Origin of the sequence: Spiroplasma kunkelii CR2-3x (assembly GCF_001274875.1) — a bacterium.
In the GTDB taxonomy this organism is placed as follows: domain Bacteria; phylum Bacillota_I; class Bacilli_A; order Mycoplasmatales; family Mycoplasmataceae; genus Spiroplasma; species Spiroplasma kunkelii.
The window spans coordinates 459,915-476,448 of record NZ_CP010899.1; the positions used below are offsets into that span (position 1 = coordinate 459,915).

General features: G+C 26.4%; 17 protein-coding genes and 3 pseudogenes. 15 read left to right on the top strand and 5 right to left on the bottom strand.

What is annotated here, in order from left to right; translation table 4 throughout:
* The first annotated feature begins 121 nt into the window (after nucleotides 1–121).
* The 5 genes from SKUN_RS02520 (at nucleotide 122) to SKUN_RS02540 (ending at nucleotide 5,953) form a co-directional block, all read left to right on the top strand.
* Nucleotides 122–1,252: a hypothetical protein gene (locus SKUN_RS02520; protein ID WP_235511307.1), complete on the top strand. Its 1,131-nt coding sequence runs from the start codon at nucleotides 122–124 to the stop codon at nucleotides 1,250–1,252.
* 392 nt (nucleotides 1,253–1,644) lie between these two features.
* A complete protein-coding gene (locus SKUN_RS02525) occupies nucleotides 1,645–2,313 on the top strand; it encodes a hypothetical protein (protein ID WP_053390719.1) in 669 nt (222 codons plus the stop codon).
* 13 nt (nucleotides 2,314–2,326) lie between these two features.
* Nucleotides 2,327–3,868, top strand: a complete 1,542-nt coding sequence (locus SKUN_RS02530) for an AAA family ATPase (protein WP_053390720.1) — start codon at nucleotides 2,327–2,329, stop codon at nucleotides 3,866–3,868.
* A gap of 26 nt (nucleotides 3,869–3,894) precedes the next feature.
* Nucleotides 3,895–5,454: a vWA domain-containing protein gene (locus tag SKUN_RS02535; protein ID WP_053390721.1), complete on the top strand. Its 1,560-nt coding sequence runs from the start codon at nucleotides 3,895–3,897 to the stop codon at nucleotides 5,452–5,454.
* On the top strand, nucleotides 5,444–5,953 hold the full coding sequence (locus SKUN_RS02540) for a dUTP diphosphatase (protein WP_053390722.1): 510 nt from the start codon (nucleotides 5,444–5,446) through the stop codon (nucleotides 5,951–5,953). The genes SKUN_RS02535 and SKUN_RS02540 overlap by 11 nt, the downstream gene beginning before the upstream one ends.
* A gap of 33 nt (nucleotides 5,954–5,986) precedes the next feature.
* Here SKUN_RS02540 and SKUN_RS02545 read toward each other — a convergent pair whose 3' ends face one another.
* Nucleotides 5,987–6,232 (bottom strand): ferredoxin, encoded by a 246-nt coding sequence (locus SKUN_RS02545; RefSeq protein ID WP_053390723.1) that lies wholly within the window; start codon nucleotides 6,230–6,232, stop codon nucleotides 5,987–5,989.
* A gap of 101 nt (nucleotides 6,233–6,333) precedes the next feature.
* Here SKUN_RS02545 and SKUN_RS02550 point away from each other — a divergent pair, with 101 nt between their 5' ends.
* From SKUN_RS02550 to SKUN_RS02570, 5 genes are all read left to right on the top strand, one after another.
* Nucleotides 6,334–7,035 carry a hypothetical protein gene (locus tag SKUN_RS02550; protein ID WP_053390724.1) on the top strand — a complete coding sequence of 234 codons (702 nt, stop codon included), beginning with the start codon at nucleotides 6,334–6,336 and terminating at the stop codon, nucleotides 7,033–7,035.
* A gap of 16 nt (nucleotides 7,036–7,051) precedes the next feature.
* On the top strand, nucleotides 7,052–7,720 hold the full coding sequence (cmk, locus tag SKUN_RS02555; RefSeq protein WP_053390725.1) for a (d)CMP kinase: 669 nt from the start codon (nucleotides 7,052–7,054) through the stop codon (nucleotides 7,718–7,720).
* Nucleotides 7,721–9,037, top strand: a complete 1,317-nt coding sequence (der, locus tag SKUN_RS02560; protein ID WP_053390726.1) for a ribosome biogenesis GTPase Der — start codon at nucleotides 7,721–7,723, stop codon at nucleotides 9,035–9,037.
* A gap of 11 nt (nucleotides 9,038–9,048) precedes the next feature.
* Nucleotides 9,049–10,059 (top strand): NAD(P)H-dependent glycerol-3-phosphate dehydrogenase, encoded by a 1,011-nt coding sequence (locus SKUN_RS02565; protein WP_053390727.1) that lies wholly within the window; start codon nucleotides 9,049–9,051, stop codon nucleotides 10,057–10,059.
* A gap of 79 nt (nucleotides 10,060–10,138) precedes the next feature.
* The gene (locus SKUN_RS02570) at nucleotides 10,139–11,107 is read left to right on the top strand and encodes a hypothetical protein (protein WP_053390728.1); all 969 of its coding nucleotides are present in this window, start codon (nucleotides 10,139–10,141) and stop codon (nucleotides 11,105–11,107) included.
* A gap of 129 nt (nucleotides 11,108–11,236) precedes the next feature.
* Here the strand turns inward: SKUN_RS02570 and SKUN_RS11875 are convergent.
* A pseudogene (locus SKUN_RS11875) lies at nucleotides 11,237–11,404 on the bottom strand (IS30 family transposase); the annotation flags it as partial.
* A 2-nt stretch (nucleotides 11,405–11,406) separates the two neighbouring features.
* Between SKUN_RS11875 and SKUN_RS02580 the strand changes: the two are divergent.
* Nucleotides 11,407–11,892 (top strand): annotated as a pseudogene (locus SKUN_RS02580) (IS30 family transposase); the annotation flags it as partial.
* Nucleotides 11,893–12,068: 176 nt separating this feature from the next.
* Here the strand turns inward: SKUN_RS02580 and SKUN_RS11740 are convergent.
* Entirely contained in the window at nucleotides 12,069–12,188 is a 120-nt protein-coding gene (locus SKUN_RS11740; protein ID WP_083436141.1) for a pentapeptide repeat-containing protein, read from the bottom strand.
* A 98-nt stretch (nucleotides 12,189–12,286) separates the two neighbouring features.
* Here SKUN_RS11740 and SKUN_RS02585 point away from each other — a divergent pair.
* The 4 genes and pseudogenes from SKUN_RS02585 to gpmI all read left to right on the top strand — a co-directional run.
* Nucleotides 12,287–12,634 (top strand): annotated as a pseudogene (locus tag SKUN_RS02585) (IS30 family transposase); the annotation flags it as partial.
* Between the two features lie 317 nt (nucleotides 12,635–12,951).
* On the top strand, nucleotides 12,952–13,374 hold the full coding sequence (locus SKUN_RS10380) for an HAD hydrolase family protein (RefSeq protein ID WP_235511308.1): 423 nt from the start codon (nucleotides 12,952–12,954) through the stop codon (nucleotides 13,372–13,374).
* Between the two features lie 30 nt (nucleotides 13,375–13,404).
* Entirely contained in the window at nucleotides 13,405–13,659 is a 255-nt protein-coding gene (locus tag SKUN_RS10385; protein WP_268794885.1) for an HAD hydrolase family protein, read from the top strand.
* Nucleotides 13,660–13,703: 44 nt separating this feature from the next.
* Complete coding sequence (gpmI, locus tag SKUN_RS02595) at nucleotides 13,704–15,281, top strand: 2,3-bisphosphoglycerate-independent phosphoglycerate mutase (protein ID WP_053390732.1); 1,578 nt, start codon at nucleotides 13,704–13,706, stop codon at nucleotides 15,279–15,281.
* 263 nt (nucleotides 15,282–15,544) lie between these two features.
* On the opposite strand, the gene SKUN_RS02600 is transcribed toward gpmI, so the two are convergent.
* Both SKUN_RS02600 and SKUN_RS02605 read right to left on the bottom strand, forming a co-directional pair.
* Entirely contained in the window at nucleotides 15,545–15,979 is a 435-nt protein-coding gene (locus SKUN_RS02600; protein ID WP_053390733.1) for a DDE-type integrase/transposase/recombinase, read from the bottom strand.
* Nucleotides 15,980–16,020: 41 nt separating this feature from the next.
* On the bottom strand, nucleotides 16,021–16,470 hold the full coding sequence (locus SKUN_RS02605; RefSeq protein ID WP_053390734.1) for a hypothetical protein: 450 nt from the start codon (nucleotides 16,468–16,470) through the stop codon (nucleotides 16,021–16,023).
* Between the last annotated feature and the right edge of the window lie 64 nt (nucleotides 16,471–16,534).

Sequence of the window (16,534 nt, forward strand, 5' to 3'; positions counted from 1 at the left end):
CTCTACGCACACGATTTTATTTTTCTTCTTGCAATTAATAGTTATGAATGCACCACTACGCGTCTATCTTAATCAAAGTCATTAATTTACAAAATCGCAAAAAAACAAGTTAACAGCTCTAATGGTTTCATGCCGGCGGAAATGCCTTGTTGGGGAACCTTCCCTAAAAATATGTAATTATAAATTAAACACTTGTAGAGCCAATTATTTAATTTTTAGAGTTAATTTTCAAATAAAAAAACCGACCCTTATTGGGTTGGTTTTTTGTCCTACTTCATCCTTTATTCTACAAAATCAAAGTGGAATTATTAAAACTCATTTAAAAAATTATTTATTAAAGAAATTAAATAATCCCTATATTAAAATTGATAATATTGTAAAAGAGATTACTGTTGGTGTTACAAATAATGTTTCTACAATTGAATGAACATTTTTTTTAAAACAGTCATCTATTAATGGAACTTTGCGTGGGAATAATAATAAAGTATATCAAGATAAATTGTTAACTTTACCAAAAATAACTTTACCAAAAATTTATATTACAGTACGTTTTTCTTATTATGGTATTAGCAGTAAAACCTATAATTTAACTTATCAATATGATGTTGCATCTAAAGTAGTTAAAGATTGACGTGGTGTTGATAAAAATAATATCATAGTTTTACAAAGTGATTTTAATTTTTTTGAAAATTATACAACCCTTGATAAAATAACAAGTTTAGAAAATGATTATCGTGAAGAAATAATTGGTGTTGCTAATATATGAGAAAATAATAATCCAATGGGAGCAGGAAATAAAGATAATAATTATCCCGTTGAATTTTCAAATCGAAATTCGTTTGCAATTAAGTTAAATCAAGTTAATGATGGACGGAATAATAACAATAATTTACGAGTTGGAATCTATAATGCTAGTGTGACAGCAACAAAAGGATCACTAAATTATCAAGGAACATTAAGAACTAATTTAATTTATGTAAAAGCAGCGCTAATTGAACATCTTACAGTACCATTATTGTTTGCAGATAGTTCATGGACACAGCAACAAGCTTATCGGCAAATCAAAACTAGTATTTTAAGTCAAGCTGCAAGATATGGTTTAAATTTAACAGATAGTGATTTTAGGATTAGTGGAATTTCAGAAAATAATGTTGAAAAATTACAAACTGGGAATAAAGTAATTTTCATTACTACTGTGGGAAATGATAATGTTGTTACTGGAACAGCAGTTGTTGATTTAATTGTAAATTAAGTTAATATTAGAAAATATAATAGTGCACTTAAACTAGGCTTTCAAAAAGTAAATGATTCAATTTGTGAAACAATAAGCAGTATTTTTGCACAATTACAACAAGTAGTTAATAAAGATGGATATAATATTGTAAATTTCCGTGAATATTTTAATGTTATTATTTTGATTTAAGATAATCGTGAATTAGAGCTAATGATGTCTTTTTAGAAGAAGGTAATTATTGATATTATATTAAAGTAACAAGTTTTGGAGAAAAATATTTTGAGGGAACAATATCAAATATTTTGATTGTTAAAAAATAGGAAAAAAATAATTTAATTGCTTAAATTTAAGGAAAATGTTAAAATGTTTACACAAATTAAAATAGAGTTAAATACCAAAGGGGGAACAAAATGTTTAAAAATAAGCCAACATATGGAAGTAAATTTCCAGATTTAGAGTTGCTTGATACTGAAGAAGAACGCCGAAAATATGAGGAGGAAGTTAAAGAATTATCTAAACAAGAGCAGAAACGTTTTAGTTATTTGTCACCAACTCAGCACAATGATTTTTCACAACGACAAATGTTTTGGGATAGTCCACTTGAACGAGTAGGGCGAAGTTTTATTATTTTTGGACAGTTAGTAGCAATTGTTTTAGCTTATTTTATTGGTCAAAAGGCAATTTTAGTTTCTTTAAGTAATTATCTTGATCCAAATATTAAAGTTTTTGCTGATATTTATGTTAAAGACCTTTTAAGTTATGGGTTCTTATTTCTTAGTTTATTATTTAGTTTATTATATTTTATTCCGATGACAATGGTCCGAACTGCGGGTGCTATTTATGGATGAGGTATTGCTTATATTATGTTAGCAATTTTATATTTTTTATTTGTTGAAATTTTATGTGCAATTTTATTGATTCTAGGAAGTATTAAAGGAAATCCCGCTGAACCAATTAATATTTGATTATTAGTTTTTATTGTTTTAGTTCTAATAATTACTTCTATTTGAATTGTTGGAGCATGCTTCTTAATTGTTAAATCAGATGATGTTAAACGAAGAATTAATTTAGAAGTTTAGGAGAAAAAATAAAATGATGACACTTACAGAAAGATTAGAAGAATTAACCAAACAATTACAACAAAATGTTTATGAAAAAGAAGAAATTTTTAATTTAGCAATGTTAGCGATGCTAAGTGGTGAATCAATTTTTCTTTTAGGAAAACCCGGAATTGCTAAATCGTTAGTTTCACGTCGTTTAAAGCATGCTTTTAAAAATGGTACTATTTTTGAATATTTAATGAATCGTTTTTCAACACCAGAAGAAATTTTTGGACCAATTTCAATTGAAGATTTACAAAAAGGAGTGTATAAGCGCTTAATTGATAAATATTTACCAACGGCTGAAATTGTTTTTTTAGATGAAATTTGAAAAGCGGGACCATCAATTCAAAATACTTTATTAACAATTATTAATGAAAAGATTTTTCGTAATGCTGGAGTAGATATAAAAGTTCCAATGAAATTATTAATTTCAGCGTCAAATGAGTTGCCATCAGAAGGACAAGGTCTTGAAGCGTTATATGACCGTTTTATTATTCGTTATATTGCACAAGGGTTAAAAGACGAAGAAAACTTTAATGATATGATTGCTGGAGTAACTGAATTAAATGTAAAAGTTGATGAAGCTTTACAAATTACACATGAAGAATATGATACATGACGAAAAGAAATTAATAAGATTAAAATAACACCAGTAACTTTTGATTTTATTTCTCGATTTCGAAAAGCAATGTATATTGCGACTGAAGGTGAATATTATATTTCAGATCGTCGTTGAAAGAAGATTGCTCATTTAATGAAAGCTTCAGCATTTTATAATGGTCGTGATACAGTTGATAAAGCTGATTGGTTAGTCATTCCATATTGTATTTGAGATGATGAACAACAAGAAGAAACATATAATTCTATTTTTAATGAATTTTATTTAGATGCTTTAACGTATGATGTTCGTGAAAAAAAGAATCGTTTAAGCAAAGAATTAGAAGAATTATCAGCTCAGTATGAAGATATTCAAGAATTTAATAGTTGCAAAAGTGAATATTTGGATGTTTTTGATGGAAAATTACAAGGAATATTCTACCGAATTTTTTGAAAAAATCAACAGTATCCAATTTGTTTTATTCGTGTTGAAGATTTTATTGATGCTCGTCATAATAATACACAACCCACATTAATTGATTTATATTATGGTGAAGATTTAGATAATATGGCAGATGTTTTGCAAACAGAGATTAGTTATGTTAATGATAGTACTTTTAAAATTATTAAAACAAATGAAGAAATTAAAATTGAAATTAAGAATTCAAAAGTGAATAATAATTCAAAACTTGAAAAAAGAATTTTAGCTGTTGAACGAGAAATTGATAGTTTAACAATTGCTTTTCCGGATGAAAAAGAACGATTATTATCTTTAAATTGCCTCTTTTTTAAAGAACGTTTTATGTTGGCAGTTAATAATGCCTTTAGTGATAATAAAATAAATTTTAATGAAAATTGGTTAGAATTAGAACAATTTTCAAATTCAGAGCAAAAAATAAATAATAGTAATTTTGAACAATTAACAAAAAATTAAATGAGTAAAACAAGGGAGGATTCAATGTGAATCCATATTTAGAGCAAAAAGCGGGAGTTCAACTAGCTAGTAAGTTAACAGCATTAAAAAATACGGATTTAGTTAATCCAAGGTTTGCTTTGATGAAAACAACGAACCGGTGATTAAGTGAAATTTTTGACCAAGCTATTAATAATTTTTATGATCATCAAATTGAAAATGAAATTATAAAAATTAAGTTAGATTCAAATATCGAAAAAGAAATTTATTTATTTCATTGGATTAAAGTTAATGGTTATGATGGTTTAAAAAAGAATTATGCTTCAACACAAGATTTTTTATTTAAAGTTAATTCACCATTTTATGATCGACTAAATTATTATCGTTATGAATTTAATAAAAAACAAAACAATAATCCAAATATTTTATTTCGTGATTTTATTGGAATTTGAGAATCCATTTTAATTAAAAGAATTAATGATTATCGTTTTGCAAAAATTGAAGAATTAAGAACAAAGTTTATGCAAGATTTATATAATAAAGTGGAAATTTATAATAAAGCTAATAGTTTATTAAAAACAGTATGAAACTTTTTTGGCAAAATATGAAATCCAGTAGAATTAAAAAAAGGTGTTAATATGTCAGTCATTGATAAATTTGCAAAATTTTTGGAAACTAATCCAGCAATTATGGAAATTGCAACATTATTAGGGCGTTTTCAAGGTGAAAGTAATTTAATTGAACAACGAATTTTAGAAGAAATTGTAATAAATTATGAATGAAAACCAATTGGTTTTTTACCAGAAGAAATTATTGGAGCAACTGAATCTAAAGATTTAGAACATATGTTTCCCGCCGAATTAGTTTTATTAAAAGATCCAGTTTTAAAATATATTTTTTATAAAAAATATATTGAGGGCAAATTAACAACATTTGAATTTTTATCACAAGATAAAGTTCCCAAAGAACAAATTAAATTACGAACAATTGAAACATATGTTCCTCAAGAAAAAGGTCCAATCATTTTATCAATTGATACCTCTTCTTCAATGCGAGGTAATCCAGAACAAATTGCCAAAGCTCTTGCTTTAGCAATTACAAAAATTGCTTTAGCAGAGCATCGCCCTTGTTACATGATTAATTTTTCTAAAAGTTTAGATGTTTATAATTTATCTTCTTTAAAATATTCATTACCAAAATTAATTGAATTTTTATCAAAAAGTTTTGCTGGGGATACAGATATTGAGCCGGTATTAGAACATACTTTAACAGTAATGAATAGTAATGAATATTTTAATGCTGATTTGTTATTAATTAGTGATTTTTTAACTTCTGATTTATCACCTGATTTAATAAGAAAGATAAATTTATTAAAACAGCGTCGGAATTGCTTTCATGCTATTGTTATTGGGACAATGGGTGCAGAAAATGTAGAAACAATTTTTAATAATGCTTGAATTTATGATCCACGTGACCCATTTGCTTCAGAACGAATAATTGCTTCGTTAACAGGGCAAATTGTAAAAAAATATGATAAAATTCCTAATGCAAAAGCAATTTTAGGACAAATGAGAACTGCAAAGGAGATTAGCAAAAATGTTAAGTAAGAATACTTTTAATTATTTGTTAGAAAACCAAAAAAAATTAGATAAGCATATTTTAACAAAATTTAACTTAAATGATAATAAAACATTTGAGAAACGAATTTTGGCTTTTTTAGTTGAGTTAGCAGAATTTATTAATGAACAACGTGATTTTAAATATTGAAGTGTCAAACCGGCTTCAGGAAAAGATATTTTATTAGAAGAATATATTGATGGAATTCATTTTTTAATTAGTATTGGTAATAGTTTAACCGTTGACTTTAAAACGTATCAATACCATAATGAATATTGTCAGGAAAATATTAATTTAACAAAACTTTATTTAGATTGTTTTGCAGTTGCAACAGAACTAATTAAAAATCAAACATCAGAAGTTTATTTTAAAGTTTTAAATCAGTATTTAATTATTGCTGAACAGTTAAAATTTACTGAATATGATTTACTTAACGCTTATAATAAAAAAAATAAAATTAATTTTACTCGCCAAGAAAATAATTATTAAAAAAATGTTTTATAAAAATTATAAAACATTTTTTTAATCAGTATCAAGACTACTTTTCCGATTTTCTTTAAATTCTTTTAATGTTTTAATAAAAATTGCTGCTGTTGGACACACCATTTGTGCCTCCACTAACTCCTTATCATTATCAATGGTATTTGCAAAACCATCATCATCCATAAAAAATGTTTCAGTTTCATCAATCATAATACAGCTACCACAAGAAATACATAAGTCAGTATTTACATATGTTCTTTTTTTTGATATATCACGATTTGCCATATTTATCACTCCATTATTTATTTACTATAATATTAATAATAACAAAAATTTTAATAATAATATATAATTTTAATGTAGTTTAAAAAAGTTGGAGGTTTAACATGGAAACTAGAATGGAGAAATTTGCCCAGCTACGTGAAATGATTAAGAAAGAGATTGAGGTTAATCAAGAAATTAATCAAACTAGTCAAGTCATTAATAGTTACATGGCGAAGTTAAACGCTATTGATGATAATTTTTTTGGTAGCGTTAAATTAGATTTTGAACAAGAATTTAGTTGAGAAAAAGTATATTTGGATAAAAACCCAGATGAACAACCATACCCATCTGATTTTAAATATGATTTGCAACAATTGCTAGAACAAGTTGTTAATACAACTAAAGCAACAATTCAAACTAATAAAAAAAATGACCAAGATGCTGGTGATGTTATGCATAATATTTTAATTGCTGAAACATTGCTAAATAAACCAACATATCAAAAATATAAAGCAATTTTAGAAAGTATTTTAGCAGAAAAAATTACTTATCATCGATTAAGTGATAAAATTCAAGCAGAAAATAGTGATTTTAAAATTAATTCAGCTAATATTGAATTTAGTACAATTTCACATATGCGTAAAAATGATCAACGATCAACAGCAGAAATGTTAAAAGAATCAAGCGCTCTTTTAGAAGAAAAACATAATAATGTATTATTTGTTTATCGAAAAATAAAATCAGGTTATAAAATGTTATTTAGTACTATGCTTTTGCTTGTTATTTTATTAGCTATTTGTTTAGTTTTAATCTTTATGTTATAGAAAATAGGAGTAGATTATGAAAATAAATATTGCGATTGATGGCCCCGCTGGTAGTGGAAAATCTTCTGCTGGTTATGAATTGGCCAAAAAACTAAATTATCAGTTTATTGATACTGGGTTAACTTACCGTGCTTTTACTTATTTTTGTGTAAAAGTTGGAGTTGATTTTACAAATAATTATCAGTTACAAGGACAATTAACAAACTTTAATTATCAAGTGATTAATAACCGTGTTTATGTCAATGGGAAAGATATTACTGATAAGTTGCAAACTGATCTTGTTCTGGATAATATCAACAAAATTACTGGACTTGATTTTATTCGAGCAGCAATGGTTTGCTTGCAACAAAAATTAGTGATTAAAAAAGGTAATGTTGTTGTTGGGCGAGATATTACTACTGTTGTTCTTCCTGATGCTGAAGTGAAAATTTACTTAACAGCGAGTATTACAGCGCGAGCTAACCGCCGATGAAATCAAAATCAAGAAAACCATATTGTTCCGAATAATTTGGCAGAAATTACTGCTAAATTAAAAGAACGAGATTATGTTGACACAACCCGAGTGGTTGGATCATTAAAAATTGCTCCTGATGCAGTTATTGTGGATAGTAGCAAGTTAACATTTGAACAAACGGTAACTAAAATTTATGAAATAGTATGTAATTATAAGAAAGCAGGAAAATAAATGGCAAAAAAAGGAACTGTTGCAATTGTAGGGCGTCCAAATGTTGGGAAATCAACATTATTTAATCGTGTTATTAAAAATCGCCTTGCAATTGTTGAAGATACTCCTAGTGTAACACGCGATCGAATTTATGCTTTCTCAGAATGATTAACAAGAGAATTTTTAATAATTGATACGGGAGGAATTACATTAAATAATACAGCAATGTTTGCACAAGAGATTAAAATTCAAGCAGAAATTGCAATTGCAGAAGCTGATATTATTATTTTTGTTTTATCGTACAAAGAAGGAATTACCCCAGATGATGAAATGGTTGCAAAAATACTATATCGTGCTAAAAAACCGGTTCTTTTAGTTGTTAATAAATATGATAAGCAAGAAAAAGAAAGTGAATTGTATGAATATATGACATTAGGATTTGGTGAGCCAATCGCTGTATCTGCTACTCATGGAATTGGAATTGGTGATTTATTAGACAAAGTAATTTCTCATTTAGATCAAATTCCAGTTCAACCAAAAACAGAAGGAATTCATTTTTCTTTAATCGGTAAACCAAATGTTGGAAAATCTTCTTTAACAAATGCTATTTTAGGTGAAGAACGAGTTATTGTATCACCAATTGCAGGAACAACTACAGATTCAATTGATACATCATTTAAACGGAATAATCAACTTTATACTGTGATTGATACTGCTGGAATTCGTAGAAAAGGGAAAGTTTATGAAAAATTAGAAAAATATAGTGTTCTTCGTGCTGTTAGTGCAATCAAACGAAGTGATCTTGTTTTATTAATTATTGATGGGACAGTTCCTATTACTGACCAAGATACAAATATTGCTGGTATTGCATTTGAACAAAATAAACCAATTATTTTGGTAGTTAATAAGTGAGATGCGGTAATAAAAAAAGATGAACGGTCAATGAAAAAAAATAAACAAAGTATTCGCGGATATTTTAAATATCTAAATTATGCGAAAATGGTTTTTGTTTCTGCTTTAGAAAAAAAACGATTACATATTTTATTTCAAACAATTGATGAAGTTTATGTTGGTTTAACGCAGCGAGTAAAAACTAGTGTTCTAAATGAAATTTTAGTAAAAGCACAATTGTTAAATCCACCACCAGATTTTAATGGTGGGCGTTTAAAAATTTATTATGCTACTCAGCCTGAAGGTGTTGTGCCAACTTTTATTATGTTTTGTAATAATCCAAAATATCTTCATTTTTCTTATAAAAGGTTTCTTGAAAATCAACTTCGAGAATATTTTGGATTTGAGGGAGTACCAATTAAAATATTATTTAGAGAGAGAAAGTAACGAGGAAAATTATGATGAAAAAAACACAAAAAAATATTACTGTTATTGGAACAGGAGCATATGGGACAGTTTTAGCAAATGTTTTGACAGATAATGATCATAACGTTATTATGTATGGAATTGATAAGAAAGAAGTTAATGATATTAACAACGAAAATTTAAATCGTCATTTTTTTGGTAATTTAAAAATTAATAAAGAAATTAAGGCCACAACAAATTTTGCTGAAGCAGTTGAAGATGCTGAATATATTATTTTAGGAATTCCTGTTGTTGCTATTAAATTAATAATTGAGAAAATCAATCAAACAGTAACAAAACCAGTTGTTATCATTAATGTCGCTAAAGGATTAGATCCTGAAACACACGAAGTTTTATCAAAATCAATTATAAAATTAATAAATACAAAAATTTTAAAAGCATATGCAGGTATTTATGGCCCAAGCATTGCAAAAGAAGTTTTACAACGAAAACCAACGTGTATTATGGCAGTTTCACAGGATTTAGTAATTGCGCAAGAAGTTCGTGATTTGTTTAATAATGAATATTTTGTTACTTTTGCTAATACGGATGTGATTGGTAGTGAATATGCTGTTGCTTTAAAAAATGCAGTAGCAATTGCCTCAGGAATTTTTAATGGTCTTTATGAATCTGATAATGCTAAAGCATCATTAATTACAATGGGGTTAAATGAGATTAAACTTTTTGCCAAAACAAAAGGAGCTCAAATTGAAACTTTTTTTAATTTTGCAGGATTAGCTGATTTAATTTTAACAACTACCTCAAGTAAATCACGGAATTATTCGCTTGGTTTTGCAATTGCTAAAGTTGATGATGCTCAAAAAGTTTTATCAGAGCAAGTAAAAACAGTAGAAGGTGTTTTAACTTGTAAAACAATTGTGTTAGATGCGCGTGCAAATAATATTACATTACCTTTATTTGAAGCTTTATATGATATTTTATATCATAATAAACGACCAAGTGTAATTATTAATAATGTTTTTACAAAAGCAATATTATCCTAAAATTGCGGACATTTTTATGTTATAATTATTATACAAAAATAAAAAGTATTTAATTATTGATGAAATGGAAGGGCATAAAATGAATTTTAAACATTCTTTTAACAATGATTCAGGCAACAAGCCAGAAAGTAGCCAACAGCAAACTTTTTTTAACCAGGGAAATAATTTTAATGTTTCACAACAAAATTATCAACAAAAAGAACCTAATCAAAATTATAACCCAGTAACATCTGGACAAGTCGAACAAAATATTTCGCAACAACAATATTCACCAACAAGAAATATTGGTTCACAACAATATCGACAACAAAATGGTAATAGTCAAAATTATAATCAACTTAGTAATAACCAATGGGCTCAATTATTACAACAATATCAACAGCAAAATTTAATGCAATGTCCACCGCAAAATATTTGACCACAGCAATTTAATCAACAATCAAATCTTGGTTCACAGTATCAGCAGCAGAATGGACCTAATCAAAATTATAATCAGCTTAGTAATAAACAAGGGGATAAATCATCGTCGCAATATCAACAACAAAATCTAAATGAACAATATTCTCCTAATGTTAGTAATTGAGGACAACAAAATAACCAACAAATAAATACTATGCAAGAAAATTCACAACAATTATCGGGACAAGGAACTCAATCTCAAACGATTGCTGAACGAATTGCTAATATGCAAAATCGTACTTCAATTAAACCATCAGATTTCTTAAATGCCCCAATTGATCCAAATATTAAAGTTGGACTTGGCAAAAATATGAATATTGGAATACCAGGACCACCTGATTTATTTGATAATAAGCATCAAAAAGGAATTAATAGCAAAAAACATCAAGCAAATATTGAAAAAATTCAATGTCAATGTAAAAATTGTGCAAAGAAAATACGTCCTTGATTAATTGTTTTTATTACTATTTTAATTGTTTTAGCGATTTTGGGTGGTTGTGTAGGCGCTATTTATGGTTTTCATCCGCAATTAAGAGATTGACTTTTAAAAGATGAAATAGCAACTGAAAATGCAAATGTAGTTGTTTAAGGGATAATTCTTGTTTAAGAATTTAATTTTTAATCCATATTTAAAAATATGGTTTTTTATTTTACATTTGGAGGAATTAATGAAAACATCACAAGATATGATTAAAGATTTAACAGGAGTAACCTCTTATGAAATATGTTGATTTAATTTAAAACAAATCGTGTATAAACTTTTTTCTTCGGTAAAAATTAAACAAGCAGATTGATGTTCTTTTCCAACGATACAATCCGTTTGAAAACAACCAAAAGTTCCCTTTTCATGTTATGCTTCATCAATAAATCTAATATTAGTTAATTTGAAACATTGAAAATAAATTTTCTAATGTTGGATGATTTGAAATGGATACTGTTGTTGGAAAAAACCATCAATCTAGTTGTTTAGTTTTAATAGAACAATCAAGTAGAAAATATTTTGCAATAAAATTAGAAAATCATACTTCTAATGAAGTTTTTGAAAAGTTTAAAGAATTAGTTAAAGTAAATAATTTAATTGGGAAAATTAAAGGCGTAATAACTGACAGAGGAAAAGAATTTAGTGAATGAAGAGAAATGGAAATATTTGCTGAAACACAAGTATATTTTTGTGATGCTGGTAAACCTCGTCAAAAACCTTTAATTGAATATATGAATAGTGAATTCAGACATTGATTTCATAAGGGAACTGATTTTAATAAAGTTAGTCAGAAACGATTAAATTGAGTAGTTAATGATGTAATTAATGAAAAAATACGGCCCTGTTTAAATTGAATAAGTGCAAAAGAAATATTTTTACAGAATATTAAATAAATTTATTAATAAAATTTAATAAATTATTTTTTAGTGTGTTTAAATGTGGATAAAATAAAAGAAAAATTAAAATATTTTAATTTTTTTTTAAATTTATAGTTGATTTTTGTAATTTTTATTATATTATTTAATTAATAAAGATTTGTTGCACTTAATTTTACACGTTTAATTTTTTTTTAAAAAAAAAAAAAATCAGCCCTACGTAAAACAATATCTTGTAATTTAGCATAAGTTAAATCAGCATCTGATAAATAAACACCGCGTAAATTAGCACCTTCTAAATCAGCACGCTTTAAATTAACACCTTATAAATTAGCAAAATGTAAATTAGTACCTCGTAAATCGGCTTCAAATAAATCTAATCTTTCACTTTCTAAATATTCATTTTTTTTGTTCTTCAACAGTTAATAAAGCTCTTAAAAGTATTATTATAAATAAACTTTATAAGATAAATATAAAAGGAATTATTACAGATCAAAGTAAAGAATTTAGTAAATGAAAAGAGATGGAGAAAATTACTAATGCTAATGTTTATTTTTGTAATGTTGGAATTCCGACACAAAAAGCAAAAGTTGAAAGAATAAATAGAGATATTAGAGAATATTTACCTAAAGGAACTGATTTTAATACTGTTATTCAAAAAGAAATTAATAAAGTTATGAAAATTATTAATGAAAAGCCTCGACCGAGTTTAGGTTGAGTATCCTCAAAAGAGGTATTTTTACAAAATATTAATATTTAATTTTTTTAAATATGAATTATATATTTGTAGCAAACTTTTCTTTTTGCCGTGCTTAAATATTAACTTATATTTAAAAAAAATAATTTTTTTTTTGAAAAAATATTGCATTTTAAAATAAAACATATAATATTATATTAACAAGGTTAAAATTACCTACTTGCATCTTTACAATACAAATATAATTATGATATTTTAATAGAAAGTAGGGAATTATGACTAAAATTAAATTAATTGCATTAAATATGGATGGAACTGCTTGTTCCCTTCATCAAGGGATTCACAAGACCAATATTATGCCAATTATTAAAGCATAAGAAATGGGGGTACAAGTTATTTTTGCAACAGAACGACCAGTATTAACTTCGTTATCAGAAGCTATTAAAATAAAAATGGATTATTTTCATCAATACTTTATTGGTTTTAATGGTGCATATATTTATGATATTAAGACACATACAATTGTTCATCAACAAACCTTGTCTACTTCTCAAGTTAATTTTTTATTCCAATTGGCAAAAAAATATCATAAAAAATTATGATGTTATACTGATGATTTAACCAAAGTTATTGTTAATTTTAATCCTGTTGCTGAAAATAATCCTGAATTAGCATTTTTTGATGGAGAGTTTATTCAATATGATTCTGCATTAACAATTCAAAATAAAAGTTATAAATGTATTGTAATGGATGTTCATGAAAAAGACGATTTTATTATTGCAGCTCGTGGGCAAAATATTTAAATTGCAATTGATGCCTCAGGAACAGCAGAAATAAATGCTCCAGAGATTAGTAAATTAGCTGGTTTGAAATGAATTTCATCCCAATGTAATACTGCTTTATCAGAAATTATGGCAATTGGTGACAGTATGAATAATTATTGAATGATTAAAAATGTAGGATTGGGAATTGCAATGGAGAATAGTCAAGAACAAATCAATGCAATAGCAAAAGAAGTAACGACAATTTTTGAAACAGGTGGTTTTGCAAAAATGATTGAAAAATATATTCTCAATAATAGAAAATAATTATATAATTGTTAAGAAAAGAGAAAAAGAGGAGAAATAATAAAATGAAAGTTAAACATCCAATTTTATTGTCAATTATTGATGGGTGGGGGATTGCACCTGATTCAAAAGGAAATGCTGTAACACAAGGGCATATGGTCAATGTTGAAAAGCTAAAAGCAAAATATCCATGAGTTTCAGCACATGCGGCAGGAGAATGAGTTGGTTTACCAGAAGGACAAATGGGAAATTCTGAAGTTGGACATATTCATTTAGGAGCAGGTCGCATTAAATATGAATCATTAACTTTAATTAATAAAGCAATTAAAGATGGAACATTTAATCAAAATCCGGAACTTTTAGCTGCAATTAATTTTGCAAAAAAAAATAATGGTTCTTTTCATATTATGGGATTATTTTCAGATGGTGGTGTTCATTCACATTTAAACCATATTTTTGCTGTTTATAAATTAGCAGCACAAGAAGGAGTAAAAGAAATTTATTTGCATATTTTTGGTGATGGACGTGATACGAAACCAGAATGTATTAAAATTTATCTTAAACAATTTCAACAATTACAAAACAAATTAAAAGTTGGCGAAATTGCAACCATTGGTGGTCGTTATTACGCAATGGATCGTGATAAAAAATATGACCGAGTGCAGGTTGCTTATGATGTTTTAGTTTCAAGAAAAGGCTCGGAATTTAGTGACCCAATAGAATATATTGACTGTGAATATCAAGCTGGCCGTAATGATGAATTTTTAATGCCAGCATATAATATTAATACTCCAAGAGGTTATATTAAATCAGGTGATGCTGTCTTTTTTGCTAATTTTCGTCCTGATCGTGCTATTGTAATAGCTTCGGCTTTAACAAATCCTAATTTTCCGGGTAATGATGCACAAACTTATTTTATGCCAAAATTATATGATATTTATTTTGTTTCAATGATGGAATATGCAGAAACAGTTGTTTCAAAACATGTTGCTTTTAAACCAATTGAAGTTATTAATGGTTTAGGAGAATGATTAAGTAAAAAAGGTTACCGTCAATTGCGAATTGCTGAAACAGAAAAAATTGCTCATGTTACATTTTTTTTTGATGGTGGAAAAGATTATTTTAAAAATGGTCTAGCAACACAAGCCGAAATTACATTACCAGGGGCTTCAGCAGATTTAATTCCATCACCAAAAGTAGCAACTTATGATTTAAAACCAGAAATGTCAGCGTATGAAATTACTGATAAATTAATTTCTGAACTTAATCGAAATGAATTTGATGTTATTATTTTAAATTTTGCAAATTGTGATATGGTTGGGCATACTGGAATCTTACCAGCCGCAATCGAAGCAATTAAAGCTATTGATGATTGTCTTGGCAAAATTTATGCAGCAATTGAGAAAGTTAACGGAATTATGATTATTACTGCTGACCACGGAAATGCTGAAATTATGATTGATGAAACAGGGGGTCCTAATAAAAAGCATACTTCACAATTGGTTCCAATTATTATTACAAAAGAGGGGTTACAATTACGAAAAGATAATCCGGCAATTGCTGATATTGCTCCGACAATCTTAAATTTATTAGGTGAAGAAATTCCTACTGAAATGACACAACCATCATTAATTATTAAATAAAAGACATTGCAAAATGTCTTTTTTAATAGATGGATTCAAAATTCTGTACAAAATAATTTTAAATTTTAAATGGATTTTTAACTAATTGTATACTCTAAAACTAAACGATAAAAAGTTAATAAAATTATAACAAATTAAAAATAAAAATCAATAATTACAAAAAATAACAAAATAAAAATATTATTTTTAATATTTATTTTCAAAATTATAAAATTTAAACATAACAAAAAAATAGATTTTATTAATCATACACAAACATTAATTTAATTTGAAAAAATTTTTTTAAAATATTCTCTTGATGTAAAATTTTCCAAACAAGGTCTAATTGTATTATTTAATATATGTAAAATAGATTTTAATCTACTACAAATATTAATTAATGACTCATTTTTACCTAATCATCGCCTTATATCTCTATTTATTCTTTCTACTAATTCTTTCTGACGAGGTTTACCAGCATCACAAAAATAGACTCTTATTTTAAAATGTTTTTCTATTATTTTTCATCTATAAAATTCTTTTCCTCTATCGGTAAAAATACAACTAAATTTGCTAATACCAATTTGATTAATCATTTTCATTAAAATTGTTAATACAACACTTGCCTTTTTACTAAAAAAAATATCATAAAAAAGTATTTTAGATTTACGATTCACTAAAAATAACAAATGAAAATTACCACAATCAATAGTATCCATTTCTCAAATTCCACTAAAATTTAAATCATTTCCATAATCATTTAAAAATTGTTTATAATCTCTATATTAATCAATACACCACGATTATCATTTTTTTCACCATTTTTTGTTTTTCTTTTTTTATTTTTAAAATATAACATTTCTTTTTTTAAATTAAAATAACCTAATCTAATATATTTATACATTGTTTTAAAACATACACCAAATTTTACATTATATTGTAATTCATACGAAGTAATAATATTTTGTGGCGAACGACCAAAATTATTATATTCATTCAAAAAATAACTTAGTTCTTGTGAATTTAACATTAAATACTTACGACATTGTTTTTTATTTTTATCATGTATTTTTTGTGCTTTTGAAGCATTATAATCATTAATATTATCAAACATATTTAATTCTTCTCAAATTATAGAATAAGACCCATTCATTTGCTTAGCAATTTTTCTAATATTAATTGTTTCATTTTTCTTTTTTAAATAATTCATTATCTTTTAATTTTTCTAAATTTACTATTTCGTTAATATCTAATCTTTCATATTTTTTCACACC